The sequence below is a fragment of the Blastococcus brunescens genome (assembly GCF_035320885.1).
In the GTDB taxonomy this organism is placed as follows: domain Bacteria; phylum Actinomycetota; class Actinomycetes; order Mycobacteriales; family Geodermatophilaceae; genus Blastococcus_B; species Blastococcus_B brunescens.
Genome location: NZ_CP141261.1, coordinates 3,423,801 through 3,444,841, shown reverse-complemented (window position 1 = coordinate 3,444,841; position 21,041 = coordinate 3,423,801). Strand labels below are relative to the sequence as shown.

General features: G+C 72.8%; 23 protein-coding genes, 2 tRNA genes and 6 pseudogenes. 18 read left to right on the top strand and 13 right to left on the bottom strand.

All coding sequences use genetic code 11. The annotated features are described in order from the left end of the window. Positions 1-83: 83 nt before the first annotated feature. The 6 genes and pseudogenes from U6N30_RS23175 to U6N30_RS23150 all read left to right on the top strand — a co-directional run bounded on the left by U6N30_RS23175 (position 84) and on the right by U6N30_RS23150 (position 4,339). Entirely contained in the window at positions 84-839 is a 756-nt protein-coding gene (locus U6N30_RS23175) for a PDZ domain-containing protein (RefSeq protein WP_324274128.1), read from the top strand. A 21-nt stretch (positions 840-860) separates the two neighbouring features. Then, entirely contained in the window at positions 861-1,103 is a 243-nt protein-coding gene (locus U6N30_RS23170) for a S16 family serine protease (RefSeq protein WP_324274127.1), read from the top strand. Between the two features lie 173 nt (positions 1,104-1,276). Further along, positions 1,277-2,398 (top strand): annotated as a pseudogene (locus U6N30_RS23165) (UPF0182 family protein); the annotation flags it as partial. Between the two features lie 110 nt (positions 2,399-2,508). Then, the gene (locus tag U6N30_RS23160; protein WP_324274126.1) at positions 2,509-4,062 is read left to right on the top strand and encodes a UPF0182 family protein; all 1,554 of its coding nucleotides are present in this window, start codon (positions 2,509-2,511) and stop codon (positions 4,060-4,062) included. Next, entirely contained in the window at positions 4,044-4,193 is a 150-nt protein-coding gene (locus U6N30_RS23155) for a hypothetical protein (protein WP_324274125.1), read from the top strand. Before U6N30_RS23160 ends, U6N30_RS23155 begins: the two co-directional genes overlap by 19 nt. Positions 4,194-4,262: 69 nt before the next feature. Then, positions 4,263-4,339: transfer RNA gene (locus U6N30_RS23150), tRNA-Met, on the top strand. 156 nt (positions 4,340-4,495) lie between these two features. On the opposite strand, the gene U6N30_RS23145 is transcribed toward U6N30_RS23150, so the two are convergent. Further along, entirely contained in the window at positions 4,496-4,960 is a 465-nt protein-coding gene (locus tag U6N30_RS23145) for a hypothetical protein (protein WP_324274124.1), read from the bottom strand. Positions 4,961-5,100: 140 nt separating this feature from the next. Here U6N30_RS23145 and U6N30_RS23140 point away from each other — a divergent pair. From U6N30_RS23140 to U6N30_RS23120, 5 genes are all read left to right on the top strand, one after another. Next, positions 5,101-5,174 (top strand) — tRNA-Met (locus U6N30_RS23140). Between the two features lie 130 nt (positions 5,175-5,304). Then, complete coding sequence (locus U6N30_RS23135; RefSeq protein WP_324274123.1) at positions 5,305-5,610, top strand: hypothetical protein; 306 nt, start codon at positions 5,305-5,307, stop codon at positions 5,608-5,610. 64 nt (positions 5,611-5,674) lie between these two features. Further along, positions 5,675-6,589, top strand: coding sequence for a cytochrome P450 (locus U6N30_RS23130; protein WP_324274122.1), 915 nt, complete (start codon positions 5,675-5,677; stop codon positions 6,587-6,589). After that, on the top strand, positions 6,586-6,780 hold the full coding sequence (locus U6N30_RS23125) for a ferredoxin (protein WP_324274121.1): 195 nt from the start codon (positions 6,586-6,588) through the stop codon (positions 6,778-6,780). The genes U6N30_RS23130 and U6N30_RS23125 overlap by 4 nt, the downstream gene beginning before the upstream one ends. Before the next feature lie 32 nt (positions 6,781-6,812). Continuing rightward, positions 6,813-7,268, top strand: a complete 456-nt coding sequence (locus tag U6N30_RS23120; RefSeq protein ID WP_324274120.1) for a GNAT family N-acetyltransferase — start codon at positions 6,813-6,815, stop codon at positions 7,266-7,268. Here U6N30_RS23120 and U6N30_RS23115 read toward each other — a convergent pair. Then, the gene (locus tag U6N30_RS23115) at positions 7,187-7,696 is read right to left on the bottom strand and encodes a VOC family protein (protein ID WP_324274119.1); all 510 of its coding nucleotides are present in this window, start codon (positions 7,694-7,696) and stop codon (positions 7,187-7,189) included. The genes U6N30_RS23120 and U6N30_RS23115 overlap by 82 nt on opposite strands. Positions 7,697-7,998: 302 nt before the next feature. Between U6N30_RS23115 and map the strand changes: the two genes are divergently transcribed. Beyond that, positions 7,999-8,769 carry a type I methionyl aminopeptidase gene (gene map, locus U6N30_RS23110; protein ID WP_324274118.1) on the top strand — a complete coding sequence of 257 codons (771 nt, stop codon included), beginning with the start codon at positions 7,999-8,001 and terminating at the stop codon, positions 8,767-8,769. Between the two features lie 83 nt (positions 8,770-8,852). Next, complete coding sequence (locus U6N30_RS23105) at positions 8,853-9,170, top strand: antibiotic biosynthesis monooxygenase family protein (RefSeq protein ID WP_324274117.1); 318 nt, start codon at positions 8,853-8,855, stop codon at positions 9,168-9,170. A gap of 4 nt (positions 9,171-9,174) precedes the next feature. Here U6N30_RS23105 and U6N30_RS23100 read toward each other — a convergent pair. Together U6N30_RS23100 and U6N30_RS23095 are read right to left on the bottom strand one after the other, a co-directional pair. Then, positions 9,175-10,235 (bottom strand): annotated as a pseudogene (locus U6N30_RS23100) (cystathionine gamma-synthase). Positions 10,236-10,380: 145 nt separating this feature from the next. Then, entirely contained in the window at positions 10,381-11,772 is a 1,392-nt protein-coding gene (locus U6N30_RS23095) for a cystathionine beta-synthase (RefSeq protein WP_324274116.1), read from the bottom strand. Between the two features lie 129 nt (positions 11,773-11,901). Here U6N30_RS23095 and U6N30_RS23090 point away from each other — a divergent pair, with 129 nt between their 5' ends. The 4 genes from U6N30_RS23090 to U6N30_RS23075 all read left to right on the top strand — a co-directional run bounded on the left by U6N30_RS23090 (position 11,902) and on the right by U6N30_RS23075 (position 14,787). Then, positions 11,902-12,798, top strand: a complete 897-nt coding sequence (locus tag U6N30_RS23090; protein WP_324274115.1) for an aldo/keto reductase — start codon at positions 11,902-11,904, stop codon at positions 12,796-12,798. Positions 12,799-12,906: 108 nt separating this feature from the next. Further along, entirely contained in the window at positions 12,907-13,386 is a 480-nt protein-coding gene (locus tag U6N30_RS23085) for an XdhC family protein (protein WP_324274114.1), read from the top strand. 7 nt (positions 13,387-13,393) lie between these two features. Beyond that, the gene (locus U6N30_RS23080) at positions 13,394-14,380 is read left to right on the top strand and encodes an FGGY family carbohydrate kinase (RefSeq protein ID WP_324274113.1); all 987 of its coding nucleotides are present in this window, start codon (positions 13,394-13,396) and stop codon (positions 14,378-14,380) included. Beyond that, entirely contained in the window at positions 14,359-14,787 is a 429-nt protein-coding gene (locus tag U6N30_RS23075; protein ID WP_324274112.1) for an FGGY-family carbohydrate kinase, read from the top strand. Before U6N30_RS23080 ends, U6N30_RS23075 begins: the two co-directional genes overlap by 22 nt. Positions 14,788-14,808: 21 nt before the next feature. Here the strand turns inward: U6N30_RS23075 and hisN are convergent, their stop codons facing one another. Together hisN and U6N30_RS23065 are read right to left on the bottom strand one after the other, a co-directional pair. After that, positions 14,809-15,582 (bottom strand): histidinol-phosphatase, encoded by a 774-nt coding sequence (gene hisN, locus U6N30_RS23070; protein WP_324274111.1) that lies wholly within the window; start codon positions 15,580-15,582, stop codon positions 14,809-14,811. A 52-nt stretch (positions 15,583-15,634) separates the two neighbouring features. After that, a complete protein-coding gene (locus tag U6N30_RS23065; protein WP_324274110.1) occupies positions 15,635-15,817 on the bottom strand; it encodes a DUF2795 domain-containing protein in 183 nt (60 codons plus the stop codon). 52 nt (positions 15,818-15,869) lie between these two features. Between U6N30_RS23065 and U6N30_RS23060 the strand changes: the two genes are divergently transcribed. Continuing rightward, entirely contained in the window at positions 15,870-16,406 is a 537-nt protein-coding gene (locus U6N30_RS23060; protein WP_324274109.1) for a DUF2087 domain-containing protein, read from the top strand. Between the two features lie 755 nt (positions 16,407-17,161). Here U6N30_RS23060 and rsgA read toward each other — a convergent pair. The 7 genes and pseudogenes from rsgA to U6N30_RS23025 all read right to left on the bottom strand — a co-directional run. Continuing rightward, positions 17,162-18,070 carry a ribosome small subunit-dependent GTPase A gene (gene rsgA / locus U6N30_RS23055; RefSeq protein ID WP_324278430.1) on the bottom strand — a complete coding sequence of 303 codons (909 nt, stop codon included), beginning with the start codon at positions 18,068-18,070 and terminating at the stop codon, positions 17,162-17,164. Next, on the bottom strand, positions 17,958-18,734 hold the full coding sequence (locus U6N30_RS23050; protein ID WP_324278429.1) for a 3-phosphoshikimate 1-carboxyvinyltransferase: 777 nt from the start codon (positions 18,732-18,734) through the stop codon (positions 17,958-17,960). Before U6N30_RS23050 ends, rsgA begins: the two co-directional genes overlap by 113 nt. Continuing rightward, on the bottom strand, positions 18,731-19,192 hold the full coding sequence (locus tag U6N30_RS23045) for a 3-phosphoshikimate 1-carboxyvinyltransferase (RefSeq protein WP_324274108.1): 462 nt from the start codon (positions 19,190-19,192) through the stop codon (positions 18,731-18,733). Before U6N30_RS23045 ends, U6N30_RS23050 begins: the two co-directional genes overlap by 4 nt. Before the next feature lie 118 nt (positions 19,193-19,310). After that, positions 19,311-19,502: pseudogene (locus U6N30_RS23040) on the bottom strand (3-phosphoshikimate 1-carboxyvinyltransferase); the annotation flags it as partial. 59 nt (positions 19,503-19,561) lie between these two features. Next, positions 19,562-20,057 (bottom strand): annotated as a pseudogene (locus tag U6N30_RS23035) (aldehyde dehydrogenase family protein). A gap of 92 nt (positions 20,058-20,149) precedes the next feature. After that, positions 20,150-20,317: pseudogene (locus U6N30_RS23030) on the bottom strand (aldehyde dehydrogenase family protein); the annotation flags it as partial. Positions 20,318-20,427: 110 nt separating this feature from the next. After that, a pseudogene (locus tag U6N30_RS23025) lies at positions 20,428-20,883 on the bottom strand (aldehyde dehydrogenase family protein); the annotation flags it as partial. Positions 20,884-21,041: the final 158 nt, after the last annotated feature.

Sequence of the window (21,041 nt, the reverse complement as noted above, 5' to 3'; positions counted from 1 at the left end):
CGAGCTCGCGGCGAGCCTCTGGACGGGGCCGCGTGTGCCACGCGGACGGCGTCGTCCAGGTCGGACGCATAGGCTCGCCCGTCGTGACCCGCCGGACCGCCGTCCTGACCGCCGGTGTCGTGCTCCTGGTCCTGTTCGGGATCCTCGGCACGACGCTGCCCGTGCCCTACGTCGCGCAGGTGCCCGGCCCGACGTTCAACACCCTCGGCGACATCGACGGCGAGCCGATCATCAGCGTCGAGGGCCGGGACCGCAACGAGGTCGAGGGGAACCTGAACCTGACCACCGTCGGGGTCAGCCGGGGTGGGCTGAGCCTCGTGCAGGCGGTCCGCGGGTGGTTCGACGACGAGGTGAGCGTGGTGCCGGAGGAGTCGGTCTACCCGCCGGACCGCTCCGTGGAGGAGACCCGCCAGGCCAACCGACAGGCGTTCCTCACCTCCGAACAGGCGGCCATGACCGTCGCCCTGGGCCGGCTGGGCTACCCGGAGAAGATCGTCGTCCAGGGGCTCGCCGAGGACTCGCCGTCCGACGGGGCGCTGGAGGAGGGCGACGCCCTGGAGGCGATCGACGGCGTCCCCACGCCGGACACCGAGGCGCTGGACGAGGTCCTCTCGTCCATCCCCGGCGGTTCGACGGTGACGGTGTCCTACACGCGCCTGGGGGAGCCGGGGACGGCGACGGTCACGACCGGGACCGCGGAGGACGGGGAGGGCTCGCTGCTGGGCATCACGATCCTGGAGCAGCCGGCCGCCCCTTCGACGTCGACATCCAGGTGGAGGATGTCGGCGGCCCTCGGCCGGGCTCATGCTGACCCTCGGCATCCTCGACCTGGTCGGTGACGACGACCTGACCGGGGAGCGGTGATCGCCGGCACCGGCACGATCGACGCCGACGGGAACGTGGGCGCCATCGGTGGGATCCCGCTCAAGATGGTCGCCGCGCAGGAGATCGGGGCGGAGCTCTTCCTCGTCCCGGCGGACAACTGCGCGGAGGCGGCGGCCGCGCCCGATCCGGGGTTCCCGCTGGCCCGCGTCGCGACTCTCGACGACGCCCTGGAGGCGCTCGCCGATCTCGAGGCCGGGCGGACGCCGGCCACCTGCTGACTCCCTGACCCGCGAGGGAACCCCGTCGTCCCCCGCGCGTTGTGCTGGGATGACCGGAGATTCGGGCCGCGGCGCGATCGACCCCGTCGATCGGCCGCGGATCGGATCCCTGCACGTCGCACACCTGCAACTGTCTGCAACTGAAGGAGAGCGCTCGTGGCCATGCGGCCCCCGTGCCGGTGCCGACCCTGTCGCGCCGCGCGAAGCTGGTCCTCGGCGCCGTCGCCGTGCTCCTGGTGCTGTTCACGGCCATCGGCACGCTGACCAACGTCTACGTCGACTACCTCTGGTTCGACGAGACCGACTACACCGAGGTCTTCTGGACCGAGCTCCAGACGCGCGCCCTGCTGTTCGCGGTCGCCGGCGTGGCCACCGGTGGCGCCGTCGCCGCGTCGATCCACCTGGCCTACCGGTTCCGGCCGACGTTCCGGCCGATGTCGCTGGAGCAGCAGAACCTCGAGCGCTACCGCCAGTCGCTGGAGCCCCGCCGCGGGCTGGTGCTCACCGGCATCGCGATCGTGCTGGGTCTGTTCGCGGGTTTCACCGCGCAGAGCAGCTGGCAGACGTGGCTGCAGTTCCGCAACAGCACCGACTTCGGGCGCACCGACCCGCAGTTCGGCATGGACCTGTCCTTCTTCGTCTTCGACTACCCGTTCTACCGGCTGGCGCTCGGCTTCGGCTTCGCCATCGTGCTGCTGGCGCTGATCGGCGCCGTGCTGACGCACTACGTCTTCGGTGGCCTGCGGCTGCAGACGCCCGGACAGAAGCTGACGGCGGCGGCTCGGGTGCACCTGTCGGTGCTGCTCGGCCTGTTCGTCGCGCTCAAGGCGGTCGCCTACTGGCTGGACCGGTACGGCCTGGTCTACTCCGACCGGGGCAATGTGTTCACCGGCGCCAGCTACACCGACATCAACGCGCTGCTGGTCCCCAAGACGATCCTGGTGTTCGTCGCGATCATCTGCGCGATCGCGTTCTTGGCGAACATCTTCGTGCGCAACTTCCTGCTGCCGGCCGCCGCGCTGGTGCTGCTGCTCATCTCGAGCCTGGTCATCGGGGTCGCCTACCCGGCGATCGTCCAGCAGTTCGTCGTCAACCCGAGCGCCAACGAGAAGGAAGAGCCCTACATCGAGCGGGCCATCGAGTCGACGCTGGACGCCTACAACCTGTCCGACATCGGGTACGTGGACTACGCGCAGGACAGCGCGGGCGCCAACGAGGTCGACGCCGGCGCCGCGCTCGCCGAACTGCGCAACGACACCGAGACGATCCCGAACGCCCGCCTCCTGGACCCCAACGTCCTGTCGGCGACGTTCACGGCGCGCCAGCAGATCCGCAACGTCTACGGCTTCCCGAGAAGCTCGACATCGACCGGTACACCGTCGACGGCGAGCTCGGTGACTACGTCGTGGCCGTACGGGAGCTCGACAGCGCCGGGCTGTCGGAGAACCAGGACACGTGGATCAACCGGCACACCGTCTACACCCACGGCAACGGGTTCGTCGCCGCGCCGGCGAACGAGGTCGTGGCCGGGCAGGAGGGTGGCGAGCCCAACTTCACCACCCGTGACCTCCCGGTCCGGGGCAGCATCCCGGTCGAGGAGAGCCGGATCTACTACGGCGAGCTGATCGAGGACTACTCCGTCGTCGGAGCGCCGGAGGGGGCCGAGCCGCGGGAGTTCGACCTGCCCGAGGGTGGTTCGGACGACCGGCAGATCAACAACACCTACGACGGCGGGGGTGGCGTCTCGATCGGCAGCTTCTTCCGGCAGCTGACGTACGCGATCTACTACCGGGAGCGCAACTTCCTGCTGTCGGGGGCGGTCAACGAGGAGTCGAGGGTCCTGTATGAGCGCGATCCCCGTGCGCGTGTGGAGAAGGTCGCGCCGTTCCTCGAGGTGGACGGCGATCCGTACCCCGCGGTGATCGACGGGCGGATCGTCTGGATGCTGGACGGCTACACCACCTCCGACTCCTATCCCTACGCGGAGCAGATGCAGCTGGGTGAGGCGACGGCGGACGCGATCACCGGGACGGGCACCACGGCGCTGCCGAACCAGACCTTCAACTACATCCGCAACTCGGTGAAGGCCACGGTCGACGCCTACGACGGCACCGTGACGCTGTACGAGTGGGACGAGGAGGACCCCGTCCTGCAGACGTACATGAAGGCGTTCCCCGGCGTGGTGGAGCCGCGCAGCGAGATGACGGACGAACTGGTCGGCCACGTGCGCTACCCGCAGGACATCTTCAAGGTCCAGCGGGAGATCCTGACCCGGTACCACGTCGAGGACCCGGTCGACTTCTACAACCAGAGCGACCGCTGGCAGATCCCGGACGACCCGACGCAGAACACCGACCAGGACCAGCCGCCGTACTACATCCTGGCGCAGCGGCCGGGGGACGACGAGGCCAGTTTCCAGCTGACCAGCGCGCTGAACGCCTTCCAGCGGGAGAACCTGTCGGCGTTCATCTCCGCCTCGAGTGCTCCGGACACCTATGGGGAGATCCAGGTGCTGCAGCTGCCGGGCAACACCCCGTTCCGGGGGCCGGGGCAGGTGCAGAACGCGTTCGAGACGAACAACCAGGTACGACCTGACCTCACGCTGTTCAACAGCGAGAACTCCACCGCGGTGTTCGGCAACCTGCTGACCCTGCCGATCGGCGACGCGGGTCTGCTCTACGTGGAGCCGTTGTACGTCCGCGGCTCCGGGGAGAACTCCTTCCCGCTGCTGCAGAAGGTCCTGGTCAACTTCGGGGACCGGATCGGCTACGCCAACACGCTCTCCGAGGCGCTCGACCAGGTGTTCGGCGCGGGGGCGGGGAGTCGGCGACCGACAGCGACGACATCGCCGACACCGCGGAGGACGTGTCGACCCCGGAGCCGACGGAACCGACGGAGCCGACGGTGCCGGATACCGACGGAACCCCGGCGACACCGGACATGGAGCAGGCGGTCGTGAACATCAACGCCGCGCTGGAGGCCCTGGCCAACGCCCAGCGGGCCGGCGACTTCGCGGGTCAGGGGCAGGCGCTCGAGGACCTGCAGGCCGCCGTCGACGCCTACCAGGCCGCCCAGCAGGCCGGCGAGTGAGGGTCGGGGAGGGCGTGGTGACCCCGCGCCCTCCCCGGCCGCCACGGCTGGTAGGCTGGTCTCTACCGACGCGGGGTGGAGCAGCTCGGTAGCTCGCTGGGCTCATAACCCAGAGGTCGCAGGTTCGAATCCTGCCCCCGCTACCAACGGACAGTGGCCCTCACAGATTCTGTGGGGGCCACTGTCGTTTCCGGCGACTCCTGTGGTTCCGGCGCGTCCCGCCCAGAGGTGGAGCGACCGGCAGGGACCGCCTGAGCCCCCGGCGGACGCCGATGGTGGATTCCCCAACGCTCGTGCGCAGGTCAGACGACGCTGAGGTAGGCCTCGTGCTTGCGCAGGTACCGGTTCCGGCGCACCGCGCCGGCCTGCTCGTGATCAGGGCGCCCGGCCGGCTCGACCGTCCGCGGAGCGGGTGGCTGCACGGCGTGCGCAGGCTTGGCCGCGCGGGTCCGGAGCCCCGTCAGCAGCGGGTTGGGCCGCGTCGCGTCGTCCGCGTCCCAGGCGCCCGCGGGCACCGGTCGGTGCACCACGGCCGGGAACGGCTCCTTGTGCGGCGGGCGCTTGGGGTCAGGGAGTCGCAGGTCGGCGAGGTCCATCCACGCGGAGTGCCGCAGGCCGTCGACGCGGCAGCGCACGCGGGCCGCGACCCGGCCGTTGCTCTCGTGGCGCCAGCCGATCAGCTCGCCGGAGTACCAGATGCCGCGGTGGTGGATCTCCACCGGCTGTGGCTGACCGGCGAACATGCTCGCCGTCTCATCCCCCACCACGTAGCGGACTGTAAGCGGACGGGCACGCACCCGAGGGAAGGCGCGCGCGTGCCTGGGACCCGTGTGACGGAGTGGTACCGGAGCTCGTTCCGGGGGCGCGGGAGACGGCGACGGGCACCGTGTACCGTGGGTTCTACCGACGCGGGGTGGAGCAGCTCGGTAGCTCGCTGGGCTCATAACCCAGAGGTCACAGGTTCGAATCCTGTCCCCGCTACGACGAAAGGCCCGGTCACCTCGGTGACCGGGCCTTCTTGCGTCCTCGCGCGCCGTCTGTGTTGTGCATCACCCCGCCGACTCTCTAGCGTCACAGTCACCGTTGACCGTTACTGCCTGGAGGACGCCCGATGGCTGTGGACGCCGCATCCGGACTCACCGACCTGGGCGATGTCGACCTCTCCGACCGGGACTTCTGGCTGGAACCGCCGGAGGTGCGGCACGCGGTCTTCGATCGGCTCCGCGCCCAGCGCCCGTTCGCGTTCTTCGCCGAGCCGGAGATCCCCGGCCTGGAGGCCGGTCCCGGGTACTACGCCGTCACCCGGCACGCGGACCTGGACGCGATCAGCTCCCAGCCGCAGGTCTTCTGCTCCGGCAAGGGGCGGTGTCCATCCAGGACATCCCGGCCGACCTGCACGAGTTCTACGGCTCGATGATCAGCATGGACGACCCCGGCACGCCCGGATCCGCCGCATCGTCTCCAAGACGTTCACCCCGCGGATGTTGGAGCGGGTGGTCGACTCCGTGCGCGGCATCGTCGAGGACGTGCTGGACGAGGCGCGCCGGACCGCGGAGGCCGACGAGGGGCGGCTCGACGTCGTCGCCGACATCGCCGCACCGATCCCGCTGCGGGTCATCTGCGACATGATGGGCGTGCCCGCTGAGGACCGGGCCCAGGTGCTGGCGGCGTCGAACGTGATCCTGTCCGGCGGCGACCCGGAGCTCATCGAGGACCAGGACGAGCCGCTGACCGCGCTGTTCGAGGCCGGCATCGCGCTCGCCGGGATCATGGAGCTGCTGGCGGCCGAGCGCCTCGAGCGGCCCACCGACGACCTGACCACGGCGCTGGTGACCACCGAGGTGGACGGCGAACGGCTGACCCACCAGGAGATCGCCTCGTTCTTCATCCTGCTCCTGGTCGCGGGCAACGAGACCACGCGCAACGCCATCTCGCAGGGCATCCTCGCCTTGTCCGAGCACCCGGGAGAGCGGGCCCGGTGGATGGCCGACCCGTCGATCGACAGGACGGCGGTCGAGGAGGTCGTGCGCTGGACCAGTCCGATCACCTGGATGCGCCGCACGGCCACGCAGGACGGTGAGCTGAACGGCCACCGGTTCACCGCCGGTGACAAGTTCCTGCTGTTCTACGCGGCGGCCAACCGGGACCCCGAGCTCTTCGCCGACCCCCACGTGTTCGACCTGACCCGCGACCCCAATCCGCACGTCGGCTTCGGCGGGCACGGCCCGCACTTCTGCCTCGGTGCGCACCTGGCCCGCCGGGAGATCGCGGTGGCCTTCCGGCAGCTGTTCGAGCAGCTGCCCGACCTGGAGGTGGCGGGGGAGCCGGCCCGGCTGCGGTCGTCCTTCGTCAACGGCCTCAAGCGGTTGCCGGCACGGCTGGCGGGCGTGCGATGAGCCGGATCGAGGTGGACCGGGAGCGCTGCGTGGGGTCGGGCGCGTGCGAGGCGCTGGCGCCCGAGGTCTTCGAGGTCGACGACGACGGCGTGCTCGTCGTGCACCGCCCCGAGCCGACCGGAAAGGAGCTCGGCGACGTCGAGGACGCCGTCCAGGCGTGTCCGACGCGGGCGCTCTCCCTGGCGGAGTGATCGAACGGGCGGCGCCGGGGTAGGGGACCGGCATGGAGCCCACTGTGAAGGACGCCCCCGAGGCGAACCGGTACGAGATCCGCGACGGCGACCAGTTGCTGGGCCACGCCGACTACGAGCGCCGCGGCGACACCGTCGTCTTCACCCACACGGAGGTCGACCAGGACTCCGGTCGCACGGGCCTGGGCAGCACGCTGGTGAAGGCCGCGCTGGACGACGTCCGCGCCAAGGGTGGCTCCGTCGTCCCGCAGTGCTCGTTCGTTCGCGGCTGGATCGGCAAGCACGAGGAGTACGCCGACCTGGTGGCGTCCCCGGGAACTGACCGGGGCCCACTCCAGGCCTGTGGCTGCGACCCCAGCGCGACGACGCCGGGATCACGGCGACAGGCCTGGCCTGGCGGGCACCGTCAGAGGACGTGGTGGCCGTACATCTCGCCGAGTGGATCGGCGATGAGCTCGATGCGCGCGCCGTCGGGGTCGCGGAAGTAGACCGAGACCCCGCTGTGCACCTCGTGCTCGACGCCGGCCTCGGTGAGCCGCCGGACGAGGGTCTCCCAGCGCTCGGGGTCGACGCTGATGGCCATGTGGTGCAGCCCGCCGAGCACCTCGGCGTAGGGGCCGACGTCCAACCCGGGGAAGTCGAAGAAGGCCAGCAGGTTGCCGTGGCCGATGTCGAAGAAGAAGTGCGAGGAGCCCGGGTAGTCACGGTTCTCGATCAACTCGGTGAGCGGGAAACCGAGGACGTCCTGGTAGAAGCGCACGGTCCGCTCGACGTCGGCGCTGATCAGCGCCGTGTGGTGCAGCCCTCGGGCGGTCGACGCGGGGCGCTCGCCGGCCGGCTTCAGCCAGGCCTCCCGGATGCGGGCGCGCTCCTGGTCGAGGGTGGTCAGGTCGCGGGTGTCGTCCGTGGTGCTCACGCCTACATCATCCTCCACGGCCCCGTCCGGAGGCTCGCCCCGAGCCTCCGAGGGGTGAGAGGGACGGGGTCCTTCGTCAGGCGGTGAGCGCGGTGTCGCCGGTGGGCGGGGCCAGGTCGGAGCAGACGGTCCAGGGGGACGTCCAGCGCGGCGACCGTGAAGAACGCCGGCGTGGGCACCCGGCCGGCCACGCGCCGCGCGCAGGAGGGCCCCTAGGCTTCGCCCGGCCCCGTCCAGAGGCTCGCCCCGAGCCTGCGAGGGGTGAGGGGACGGGGCCCTCACACATACCGGAAGGCGGCGACGTGATCGAACTACGGACACCCGGCGAGCTGGACGCGATGCGTGCGGCCGGCGCCGTCGTCGCCGACATGCACGCGGCGGTGAAGGCGGAGGCGGCCCCCGGCGTGCGGCTCAGCCGGCTCGACGCCATCGCCCGTGACGTGCTGGCCGATGCCGGAGCGACCTCGCCCTTCCTCGGGTACGCGCCGTTGGCCACCACGCCGCCCTTCCCGGGCGTCCTGTGCCTGTCGGTGAACGACGTCGCGCTGCACGGCATCCCGACGCCGTACGAGCTCGAGGACGGCGACCTGCTCAGCGTCGACGCCGGCGCCACCCTCGACGGCTGGGTCGGGGACGCCGCGATGACCTACCCCGTGGGAGCCCCGCGTCCCGAGGACCTCGAGTTGGTCGCGACGACCGAGCGTGCGCTGGCGGCCGGCATCGCGGCGGCCGTCGTCGGCAAACGCGTGGGCGACATCTCCGCGGCGATCGGCGCGGTGGGGCGCGCGGGCGGCTGCGGGATCAACACCGACCAGGGTGGGCACGGTGTGGGACGGACGATGCACGAGGTGCCGAGCGTTCCCAACGAGGGCCGGGCCGGGCGTGGAGTGCCGCTGAAGCCCGGTCTGGTGATCGCCATCGAGCCGTGGTTCCTTGCCGGAGGGAGCGACGACTACCGCGTCGACGCCGACGGCTGGACGCTGCGCAGCGCCGACGGCAGCCGCGCCGCCCACGTCGAGCACACCGTCGCCGTCACCGCCGACGGCCCGAGGATCTTGACGCTTCCGCGCTGACCGGGTCCTCCTCACCCGCCCGCGGAGGACGGGGCCGGCGGCCGATGGACGGGCGCTGTGCCCGGCGGCCGTACGGTGCCCCGGTGATCCTCGAACACGCAGAGCTGTCCGTGACCCCGGGCCGCGAGGCCGAATTCGAGGCGGCCTTCCGGTCCGCTTCCCCGATCATCTCCGCGTCGCCGGGCTTCCGGCGGCTGTTGCTGTCCCGGTGTGTGGAGCGGGACAACGTCTTCCTCCTGCTCGTCGAGTGGAACAGCCTCCAGGACCACACGGAGGGCTTCCGCGGCTCGCCGGGATACCAGGAGTGGCGGCGCCTGCTGCACTCCTTCTACGACCCGTTCCCCGTGGTGGAGCACTTTCGCCCGCTGTTCATCGTCGGGCCGACCGCTCCGGGCACCTGAGGCGTCAGCCCAGGGCCTGCTCGAGGTCGGCGAGGATGTCGTCGACGTCCTCGATGCCGACCGAGAGCCGGACGAGGTCGCTCGGCACCTCCAGCGGCGAGCCGGCCGCGCTGGCGTGCGTCATCCGGCCCGGGTGCTCGATCAGCGACTCCACGCCACCCAGCGACTCCGCCAGCGTGAACAGCTGCGCCCGCTCGCAGACCTCCAGGGCGGTCTCCTCGCCGGCCCTGAGCCGGAAGGACACCATCCCGCCGAAGCCGGACATCTGCTTCGTGGCGACGTCGTGCCCGGGGTGGGTGGGCAGGCCGGGGTACAGCACGCTGGAGACGGCGGGGTGGTCGAGCAGGTACTCGGCCACGCGCGCACCGTTCGCGGAGTGCCGATCCATCCGCACGCCCAGCGTCTTGAGGCTGCGCAGCACGAGCCAGGAGTCGAACGGGCTGGCCACCGCGCCCATCGCGTTGTGGTTGTAGGCCAGCCGCTCCCCGAGGCCGGCGTCCCGCGTCACCAGCGCGCCGCCCACCACGTCGGAGTGCCCGCCGAGGTACTTGGTCGTCGAGTGGACGACGACGTCCGCGCCCAGGGTCAGCGGCCGCTGCAGGTACGGCGAGGCGAAGGTGTTGTCGACGACGAGCAGCGCGCCGGCCGCGTGCGCGACCTCCGCGGTGGCTTCGATGTCGGTGATGTTCAGCAGGGGTTGCTGGGCGTCTCGCACCAGACCACCCGGGTGGTCGGCCGGATCGCCGCCCGCACCGCGTCGGAGTCGTCGAGGTGGACGGGCGTGTACTCCAGCCCCCACTCCGACAGCACGCGGGAGATGAGCCGGAACGTCCCGCCGTACGCGTCGCCGCCGAGGACGACGTGGTCGCCCGGACGGCAGATGGTGCGCAGCAGGGTGTCCTCCGCCGCGAGGCCGGACGCGAAGGCGAGCGCCGTGGTGCCCTCCTCCAGCGCGGCCAGCGCCTCGTGCAGCGCCGTCCGCGTCGGGTTGCCGCTGCGGCTGTACTCGTAGCCGCCGCGCAGCCCGCCGACGCCGTCCTGCTTGTAGGTGGTCGTCAGGTGCACGGGCGGGATGACGGCACCGGTGGCCGGGTCGGGCTCCTGCCCGGCGTGGATCGCCCTGGTGTTGAAGCCGCGCTCGACGGCGCGACTTCCCCTCGTTCCGCTCCTCGCTCGCTGGCGCTCGCTCGGGCGTCCTTCTCGCGGCTCATCAGGCGACCGTATGCGGCAGGCCGGTCAGGTGCCCGAGGACGTCCTGCCGGGTGACCACGCCCGCCGGCTTGCCGTCGACGTGCACCAGCAGCGCGTCGGCCGAGCCGAGCGCGGTGACGGCCTCGGTGACCGGCTCCCCGGACCCGATGATCGGCAGCGGCGGGCTCATGTGCTTCTCGACCCGGTCGGACAGGCTCGCGCGTCCGGCGAACAGGGAGTCGAGCAGGGTCTTCTCGTCCACCGAGCCGACCACCTCGCCGGCGGTGACCGGCGGCTCGGCGCGCACGACCGGTAGCTGGCTGACGCCGTACTCGCGCAGGATGTCGATGGCGTCGCGGACGGTCTCGTTCGGGTGCGTGTGCACCAGCGTCGGGGTCTCACCCGACTTGGTGTGCAGGAGCTCGCCCACCGTCTCGCCGGACGCGGAGTCGAGGAAGCCGTAGTCGGACATCCAGGAGTCGCTGAAGATCTTGTTCAGGTAGCCGCGACCGCCGTCGGGGAGCAGCACGACCAGCACGTCGTCCTTGGTCAGCGTCGAGGCGGCTTGCAGGGCGGCGACCACCGCCATCCCGCAGGACCCGCCCACCAGCAGGCCCTCCTCCCGGGCCAGCCGGCGCGTCATGGCGAAGGAGTCGCCGTCGGAGACCGGGATGATCTCATCGGCGATCTCGCGGTCGTAGGTGGACGGCCAGAAGTCCTCGCCCACGCCCTCGACGAGGTACGGGCGGCCGGTGCCGCCGGAGTAGACAGAGCCCTCCGGGTCGGCGCCCACGACGCGGACCGTCCCGCCGGAGACCTCCTTGAGGTAGCGCCCGATGCCGCTGATCGTGCCGCCGGTGCCCATGCCGGTGACGAACGTGGTGATCCGGCCCTCGGTCTGCGCCCAGATCTCCGGTCCCGTCGTCTCGTAGTGCGACTGCGGGTTGGCCGGGTTCGAGTACTGGTCGGGCTTCCAGCCGCCAGGCGTCTCCCGCGCGAGGCGGTCGGAGACCGAGTAGTAGGAGCGCGGGTCGGCCGGGTCGACGGCGGTCGGGCAGACGACGACCTCGGCGCCGTAGGCCTTGAGCACGTTGATCTTCTCCTGCCCGACCTTGTCGGGGCAGATGAAGATGCACCGGTAGCCGCGCTGCTGGGCCACCAGCGCGAGCCCGATGCCGGTGTTGCCGCTGGTCGGCTCCACGATGGTGCCGCCGGGCTTCAGGGCGCCGCTGGCCTCGGCGGCGTCCACCATCCGCACGGCGATCCGGTCCTTCACCGAACCGCCGGGGTTGAGGTATTCGACCTTGGCGAGCACGAGCGGGGCGTCGGGACCCAGGTCGCGGGTCACCGAGGTGAGCCGAACGAGCGGGGTGTTGCCGACCAGGTCCACGACGGACTCGGCGTACTGCACGGTGCCTCCTCGATGCGGGCTCGTCCCGGAGCCCGGTTCCGACCCCATCCCACCAGACGACGGGGCGGGGCTCCCGCCTGCCGAGCGGCATCCCGTGCGCGTGGGGGCGGCACGGGGAAGGATGCGGGCATGACTTCTCCCGTGGGCACCCGCAGGCTCGGCCGCGACGGGCTGACCGTCTCCACCCTCGGCCTGGGTTGCATGGGCATGAGCCAGATGTACGGCGCCGCCGACCGGCAGGAGTCGATCGCCACCGTCCACCGGGCCCTCGACCTCGGCGTCACCTTCCTCGACACCTCGGACGTCTACGGGGCGGGGCACAACGAGGAGCTGGTCGGGCAGTCGATCGCCGGGCGGCGGGACGAGGTGCAGCTGGCCACCAAGTTCTCGCTGACCCACGACACCGGCGGGGGCACGACCATCGACGGACGGCCGGAGAACGTGCGTGCCTGCGCCGAGGCCAGCCTGCGTCGGCTGGGCGTCGACGTCATCGACCTCTACTACCAGCACCGCGTCGACCCGGAGGTCCCGATCGAGGACACGGTCGGGGCGATGGGGGAGCTGGTGCAGCAGGGCAAGGTCCGTCACCTCGGCTTGTCGGAGGCCAGCGCCGCCTCGATCCGGCGGGCGGTCGCGGTGCACCCGATCGCCGCGCTGCAGAGCGAGTGGTCGCTGTGGACGCGCGATCTCGAAGCGGAGGTAGTGGCGGTCGCCCGGGAGCACGGGATCGGCATCGTGCCGTTCAGCCCGCTGGGCCGCGGCTTCCTCACCGGCGCCCTCACCAGCCCGGCCGACTTCGCCGAGGACGACTGGCGGCGCACCCACCCACGGTTCGCCGGCGAGGCCTTCGCCGCCAATCTGCGGCTGGTCGACGCCGTCCGCGACCTCGCCGCCGCGAAGGGGCGACGCCCGGGCAGCTCGCGCTGGCCTGGGTGCTGGCGCAGGGCGACGACGTCGTCCCGATTCCCGGCACCAAGCTGCGGGGCTACCTGGAGGAGAACGTCGCCGCCGCGGCGGTGGAGCTGACCCCGACGACCTGGCCCGGCTCGACGCGATCGCCCCGCCGGGCGTGGCCGTCGGCGGCCGGTACGCGAACAGCGCCTACGCCTACGGCGACAGCCCCGAGAAGCCGGCGTGACCGCCGACCGCCTGCTCGTCGCCGTCTTCGCCTCGCCGGTGTCGGAGGTGCTGGTGCGGTGGGCTGCCGAGCTCGGCTTCCGGACCGCCCTGGTCGACCCGGACCCCGAGCGCGTTCCCGCGGGAACGCCCGACGTGCGCGTGCTGGCCTTCGCGGAGCTGGACGACGAGCTGGCCGCCGGCTCCGCCGACGTCGTCGTCACCGACCACCACCGCGACGAGCTCGGTGAGCTGCTCCGTGACGCGCTCGGCCGGCCGGCGCGCTGGATCGGCGTCATGGGCAACCCGCGCCACGAGGGTCCGCACGTCGCCGCCCTCACCGCGCTGGGGGTGCCACCGGAGGACATCGCGCGGGTCCACCGGCCGATCGGCCTGGACATCGGCTCCCGGCAGCCCGCGGAGATCGCCCTCTCGACGCTGGCCGGACTGCTCGCCGACCGCAACGGCCGCGCCGGCGGCTTCGCCCACGGCGGCTGACGGCGCCGTGCCTGACGTCCTGCTCGGCGCCGACCTCGGGACCTCCGGGCTCAAGCTCGTCGCACTCGACGCGGCGGGGACGGTGGTCGCGCAGGCAGAGCGCGGCTACGAGTACGGCCGGCCGGCGCCGGGGCGCGCCGAGATCGACGTCCGCACCTGGTGCGCGGCTCTCGATGGCGCCGTGGCCGCGGTCGGCCCCGCCCTGGCGGGAACCCGGGTCCGGTCGCTGGGCATCTCGGGGCAGATGCACGGCGCCGTCCTGGTCGACGGCGACGGGGCGGCGCTGCGGCCCGCACTGCTGTGGCCCGACCAGCGAGGTGCGCCCGAACTCGCCCGGTGGCGGGAGCTCCCTGCGGGCGACCGGGCCGCGCTGGGCAACCCGCTGGTCGCGGGCATGACCGGGCCGCTGCTCGCCTGGCTGTGCCGGCACGAGCCGGACGCGCTCCGGCGGGCGGCGGCGGTCCTGCTGCCGAAGGACGCCCTGCGGGCGACGCTGCTGCCCGGCTCGGATCCGGCGGTCACCGACCGCAGTGACGCGTCGGCGACCCTGCTGTGGGACGTGGTCGCCGACCACTGGTCGCCGGCCGCGGTCGCCGCGGCCGGGATCGACCCTGCCCTGCTGCCGGTGGTCCGGCCGTCGGAGGAGGTCGTCGGCAGCGCGCGGCTCCCCGTCGGTGAGGTGCCGGTCGTCGTCGGGGCTGCCGACGCCCCGCTGGCTCTGCTCGCCGCCGGTGCCGCCGGCCCTGCGCAGGTCAACCTCGGCACCGGCGCCCAGCTGCTGCGGCCGGGCGGGCGACCGCGGCCGTCGGCGGACCCGCTGGTCCACGCCTACGCCGACACAACCGGGGGCTGGTACGCCATGGCGGCGCTGCAGAACGGCGGCTCCGCGTGGGAGTGGGCCCGCGGCGTCCTCGGCCTGTCCTGGGCGGAGTTCGTCACCGCGGCGGCCGCCGCCCGGCCGGCGCCGGAGGGGTGCAGTTCCGGCCCTTCCTGACGGGTGAGCGTGGCGCTGTCGCGGGCCACGACGACCGCGCGAGCTGGACCGGGATCTCTGCCGGCACCACCCGCGCCGATCTCGCGCGCGCGGCGCTGGAGGGAGTGGTCTTCGCGGTCCGTTCGGCGTTCGAGCTCCTGGAGGTGAGCGACCCCGGTCCCGTCCTGGTCACCGGCGGGGCGGCGCGGTCCGGCGTCGTCGTCCAGGTGCTCGCCGACGTGCTCGGCCGGCCGGTCCGCCCCCTCGGGCTGCGCAGCGCCTCGGCCGTCGGGGCGGCGATGACCGCCGGGCGCGGGGTGGGCGTGGCGGTCACGCCCGAGAGGGAGGCCGGTGAGGTCGTCGACCCGCGTCCGGACTCGGCGATGGCGGCCGCTCTCGCTCGCTGGACCGATGCGGGGGCTGTCTGACGCCGCCCGTCCTCCGCCGGATCAGGCAGGGTCGGGCAGCCGGACGTGCGCGAGGGCCGCGTCGTGCAGCGCCCCGTTCGTGGCGATCGCGTGCCCACCCGCGGGCCCCTGCGCGCCGGTCAGGTCGGTGAACCGGCCCCCGGCCTCGCGCACGATGACGTCGAGCGCGGCGAGGTCCCAGATCGACACCTCGGGCTCGCAGGCGATGTCCACGGCACCCTCCGCGAGCAGGCAGTAGCTCCAGAAGTCGCCGTAGGCGCGGGTCCGCCAGACCGAGCGGGTCAGGTCGAGGAAGCCGTCCAGGACGCCCCGCTCCTCCCATCCGGACAGGCTGGAGTACGAGAGGCTCGCGTCGCCGAGCTCGGTGACCTCCGAGACCCGGCAGCGGGTCGCGGACTCCAGGCGCCGGCCGGTCCACGCACCGACGTCCTTCGCCGCCCACCAGCGGCGGTTCAGCGCTGGAGCGGACACCAGGCCCACCACCGGCTCCTCGCCGTCGAACAGGGCGATGAGCGTGGCCCACACCGGAACGCCGCGGACGAAGTTCTTCGTGCCGTCGATGGGGTCGAGCACCCAGCGGCGCGGCCCGTGCCCCGTCGTCCCGAACTCTTCACCCATCACCGCGTCGCGGGTCCGTGCGCGGCTCAGCGTGATCCGGAGCATCTCCTCGACCGCACGGTCGGCGTCGGTCACCGGCGTCAGATCCGGCTTCGTGTCCACCGTCAGGTCCTGCGCCTTGAAGCGGTCCAGGCTGATCGAGTCGGCTTGGTCGGCCAGCACGTGTGCCAGCCGCATGTCCTCGGAGAATCCCCGGCCCGATGTCATGGGCACCGAACCTAGTCGGGGATCAGTCGAAGACCGCTGAACTGACCCCGCTGGGCCCTTCGTACTCCCGGTCCTCGATCTTCTGGAGGGCCTGGACCACCTCGTCGCTGCCGCCCTGCTGCTCGGCGTGCCGGACGATGGCGTCCTTGCTCGCCGGGTAGTCCATGCCGGACAGGGCCTTCTGGATGTCGATCGGGCTCACCACGCCTACGGCCCTACCCGGGCCCGGTCGACCGATGCGTCGATACCGTCAGGGAGTGGACGCCGCTACGATCGCCGGGCTGCTCGCCGACCCGGCCCGGCTGAAGGTGGTCGCCGCGCTGGCGCTCGGCGCCGGGACGATCGAGCAGGTGTCGGCCGCCTCGGGCCTCTCGCTCAAGGACGTCGCGCTGGCCGCCCGCCGGCTGGCCCGGGCCGGGCTCGTGCACCGCGACGGGCACGACCTCGCGCTGCACACCGAGCGCTTCGGTGCCGCGGCGCGCGCCGCCGCGGAATCGGCGCCGCCACCCGAGCCGCTGTCCTCCGACCCTGCGGAGGACGCCGTGCTGTCGGCTTTCGTCCGCGACGGACGGCTGGTCTCCATCCCCGCCCAGCGCGGCAAGCGCCGGGTCGTGCTGCAGCACCTCGTCCGCATCTTCGAACCCGGCGTGCGGTACCCCGAGCGCGAGGTCAACGCGCTGCTCGCGGTCTGGCACCCCGACGTCGCAGCCTTGCGCCGCTATCTGGTCGACGAGGGCCTGCTGACCCGGGAGGCGGGCGTCTACTGGCGCAGCGGCGGCTACGTGGACGTCTGAGTCGACAGGTCGACACGTCGACCTGTCGACGAATCCGTTCGACGACCCGCTGCCGGTCCTTGCAGACTCCGGGCATGCCACCGTCCGCCGACACGTTCGCCGCCCTGGCGCGATCGTCGCCGTGGCGCTGGACGACGCTGCGGTTCGCGGTGTCCTGGTCCGGCGACCGGTGGGGGACCGGTGCGGTGCGGGCGTGGCTGCGCCGGCCCGACCGGCTGCGGGTGGAGGAGCTCGACGGCGTGCTGCTGCAGGTGCTCCGCGACGCCCCGGACGGCGAACGCGCGGTGCCGGTGCTGCGTCCCGACGGGCTGGTCGAGAGCCGGCCCGCGCCGTGGGCGTCGGGCACCGACGCCCCGATGTACCAGAACTACCACTGGGTGGCGATGCTCGACCCGGCCGAGCTCGCCGACGGGATCGACCCCGGCACCGACCTGCCCGCACCGGGGGTCGACGTGGAGTCGCTCGCCGAGGTGGAGCACGGCGGACGGCCGGCGTGGGAGGCCGTCGCCCGCCCGGCCGACGCCTACGAGCCGCGCTGCGGCTGCTGCCCGCTGCTGCGGTCCCGCGCGATCGACCTGATCGAGTACCGGGACCACCCGCAGCACGTGCTGCCGGTCTACCCCGACGCGTACCTGGTCCGGCTGGACGTCGGCACGGGTGTCTGCGTGCTGACGGAGGAGATCGGTGGGCTGACCCCGGGAAGGGCCACGACCTGCGCATCGAGGCGGTCGACGAGCCGATGGACGACGACCTGTTCACCTGAGGACCTCCCTCCCCGGCAGGGAGGTCCTCAGCTCAATATCCGGGGCCGACCTGACCGACGGCGTCCAGGAGCACCCGCAGGGCGACCAGCTGCTCCTGACGGGCCGGGGGACCGGCCGACGCCCAGGCGTCGAGGGCGCACCCGGGTCCTCGGCCGTGTGCCCGCAGGCAGGCGGGCAGTCGACGGCCGCCTCGGCGATCTCGTCGAAGGCGGCGAGGACGTCGTCGGCGGTGACGTGCGCCAGGCCGAACGACCGGATGCCCGGGGTGTCGATGACGGTGCCTCCGCCGGGCAGGTCGAACAGCACGGCGGAGGACGACGTGTGCCGGCCCTTGCCGATCTTGCTGACGTCGCCGGTGGCGCGCAGCGCGTCGGGGACGAGCCGGTTCACCAGGGTCGACTTGCCGACGCCGGACTGCCCGACGAACACGCTCATGCGGTCGGTGATCCGGTCCACCAGCGGGTCCAGCGGCAGCTCGCGGGAGAGCGCGACCGCGTCCAGTCCCAGGCCGGCGTACCGGTCGAGCAGCGGCTGGGGACTGCCCAGGTCGGTCTTGGTCAGGCACAGCAGCGGCTCGAGGCCGCCGGCGTAGGCGGCGACGAGGCAGCGGTCGAGGAATCCCAGTGCCGGCTCGGGATCCACGACGGCGGTCACGATCACCAGCAGGTCGGCGTTCGCCACCACCACGCGCTCGGTGGGATCGGTGTCGTCGGCGGTGCGCCGCAGCGAGGTCGCCCGCTCCTCGATGGCCACGATGCGGGCCAGGCTGTCGGTGCGGCCGCTGGTGTCACCGACCACCCGCACGCGATCGCCCACGACGACGCCGTGCTTGCCCAGCTCGCGGGCGCGCATCGTGGTGACGTCGACCGCGCCGTCGGGCCCGTCGACCCGGACCGTCATCCGGCCGCGGTCGACGGCCACGACGAGCCCGGGGACGGCGTCGGCGTGCACCGGCCGGGTGCGGGTGCGGGGGCGGGAACCACGACGGCTGGGCCGGACGCGGATGTCGTCCTCGTCCGAGCGGCTGTCGTGCCGCCGGCCGCTCAGGGGCCACCCCGACCGGCTCGCCCAGCAGTTCCGCCCACCGGTCGAGGAAGTCGGGCAGGGTCTTGGTGACGGCACCGGGCCCGGCGACCTCGACGCCGTCGATCGCCAGTCCCAGGACGGCGCCGGCGTGCACCATGCGGTGGTCGGCGTAGGAATCCAGCTGCGCCGGTCGCCGGGGACCCGGCTCGATCACCAGCCCGTCGGGCAGCTGCTCGACGCGCGCACCGACCGCGGTCAGCACCTCGTCCAGCGCCTGCAGCCGGTCGGTCTCGTGTCCCCGCAGGTGCCCGATCCCGGTGAGCCGGGACGGGCCGTCCGCGAGGGTGCAGAGCGCCGCCAGGACCGGGGTCAGCTCGCCCACCTCGCCGAGGTCGGCGACCAGCGGCCGGATGGTGTGCCCGCCGGTGACCTGCAGGCCCTCGTGGGTGCGTGCGACCTCCGCGCCCATGGTGGCCAGCAGCTGGTCGAGCTGGGCGCCGGGCTGGGTGGTGCTCTCCGGCCAGTCGCGCACCGTCACCCGGCCGCCGGTGACCAGGGCGGCGGCGAGGAAGGGGCGGCGTTGGAGAGGTCGGGCTCGACGACGACGTCGCGCGCCGCGATCGGCCCCGGGGCGACCCGCCAGCCGCGCTCGGTGGCGACGACGTCCACCCCGTGCCCGCGCAGCGTCGTCACGGTCATGTCCACGTGGGGCATCGACGGCACGCCGCCGCTCAGCCGGAGGTCCAGGCCCTCGTCGAAGCGCGCCGCGGCGAGCAGCAACCCGGACACGACCTGACTGGACTCGCTGGCGTCGACGGTCACCGCCCCGCCGGGGACCCGCCCGGTGCCGTGCACGGTGAAGGGCGCGCGGCCGCGGCCGTCGTCGTCGATCCGCACCCCGGCGTCGCGGAGCCCGGCGATCAGCCCGGCGTTGGGGCGGTCGCGCAGGCGGGCGTCGCCGTCCAGGCGCACGGGGCCGACGGCCAGGGCTGCCACCGGGGGAGGAACCGGAGCACCGTGCCGGCGAGGCCGGCGTCGACCTCGGCGGGCCCCGGAGCGGGCCCGGGGTGACCAGCTGGTCCGGGTGGGTGGGCGAGCCATGGTCGTCGATCCGGGTCCCGAGGGCACGGAGACCGTCAGCCATCAGCTCGGTGTCCCGGGCGCGCAGCGGCCGGACCAGCCGGCTCGGGCCGTCGGCGAGCGCCGCGAGGATCAGGGCCCGCGCGGTGATCGACTTGGACCCGGGCAGCGCGACGACGGCGTCGACCGGTGCCGTGCGGTGCGGCGTCGTCCAGACCGGAGGCATGCCTACATCCTGCCCGTGGGGCGGGCGGGGGATGACAGCCGCACCGTACGGCCCCGTCGTCAGCCGCCGGCCGGCTTGGAGGCCTTCTTCGCGGGCAGTACCCGTACCAGGCGGCGGTTGGCGAACTCGAACATGCCGAGCTCGGACAGCTCGCGGCCGTAGCCCGACCGCTTCACCCCGCCGAAGGGCAGCTCCGGCGAGGACCCGGAGGGCTGGTTGACCCAGACCATCCCGGACCCAAGCGCTCGGCCACGGCCTTCGCCCGGTCGACGTCGCCGCTGTAGACGACCGCGGACAGGCCGTAGTCGCTGTCGTTGGCCAGAGCGACCGCCTCGTCCTCGTCCTTGACGCGGTAGACGACGGCCGCCGGCCCGAACAGCTCCTCGCGGAACGCCCGCATCTCCGGGGTGACGTCGGCCAGCAGGGTGGGCTCGACGAAGGCGCCGGGCAGATCGGGGCGCCCCCGCCGGCCAGCACCGTGGCGCCCTTGTCGATCGCGTCCTGGATCTGCGCGTGCAGGTCCTGGGCCGCCCGCTCGGACGAGACCGGTCCCAGCGACGTGGACGGGTCGGCCGGGTCGCCGGGGAGAAGGAGGCGAAGGCCTGCTGCAGGCCCGCGACGAAGTCGTCGTAGATGTCCTCCTTCACGATGATCCGCTTGGCGGCGATGCAGGCCTGGCCGGTGTTGGCCATGCGGCCCATCGTCGCGGCCTTCACCGTGCGGCCGAGGTCCTCGGCGTCGAGCACGATGAACGGGTCGCTGCCGCCGAGCTCGAGCACCGACTTCGTGAGGTGGCGCCCGGCGATCTCGGCCACGCTTGCCCCGGCCTTCTCGCTGCCGGTGAGGGTGACCCCTGCACGCGGCGGTCGGCGATGACCTGCTCGACGTCGGCGATCTTCAGGAACACGTTCGTGTAGACGCCCTCGGGAGCCCCGGCGTCGCGGAAGAGCTTCTCGAGGGCCAGCGCGCACTGGGGGTTCAGCTCGGCGTGCTTGAGCAGGATCGTGTTGCCCAGCACCAGGTTCGGGCCGGCGACCCGGACCACCTGGTAGAGCGGGTAGTTCCACGGCTCGATCGCCAGCAGGACGCCGACCGGCTCGTTGACGACGACGGCTTCGCCCTGCATCACGTCGATCGAGCGGGGCTCGAGGAAGCCGGGGCCCTTCTCCGCGTAGTACTGCAGGATGCTCGCCGCCAGCGTGACCTCGCCGGCGGCCTCCTGGATGCGCTTGCCCATCTCCTTGGTGATGAGCGCGGCGAACTCGTCCTTGCGCTCGAGCATGAGTTCAGCGGCCTTCGCGACCACGGCCGCCCGCTCCTCGACCGACCGGCGACGCCACTCGCCGAACGCGGCGTGCGCCTGCCCGACGACGCCGTCGATGGCGCCGGTCTCGAGGAAGGGAACTCCTGCTCGGTCTCGCCGGTGTAAGGGTTGACCGTCGCGTACCGCCGGGCTCCGGCGTCGCTGGCGGTCTTCGGGTGCTCGGTCGGGGGTTCTGCGTCGCGGTCACTCGGGTGATCCTCGTCTCTGGGGAACGT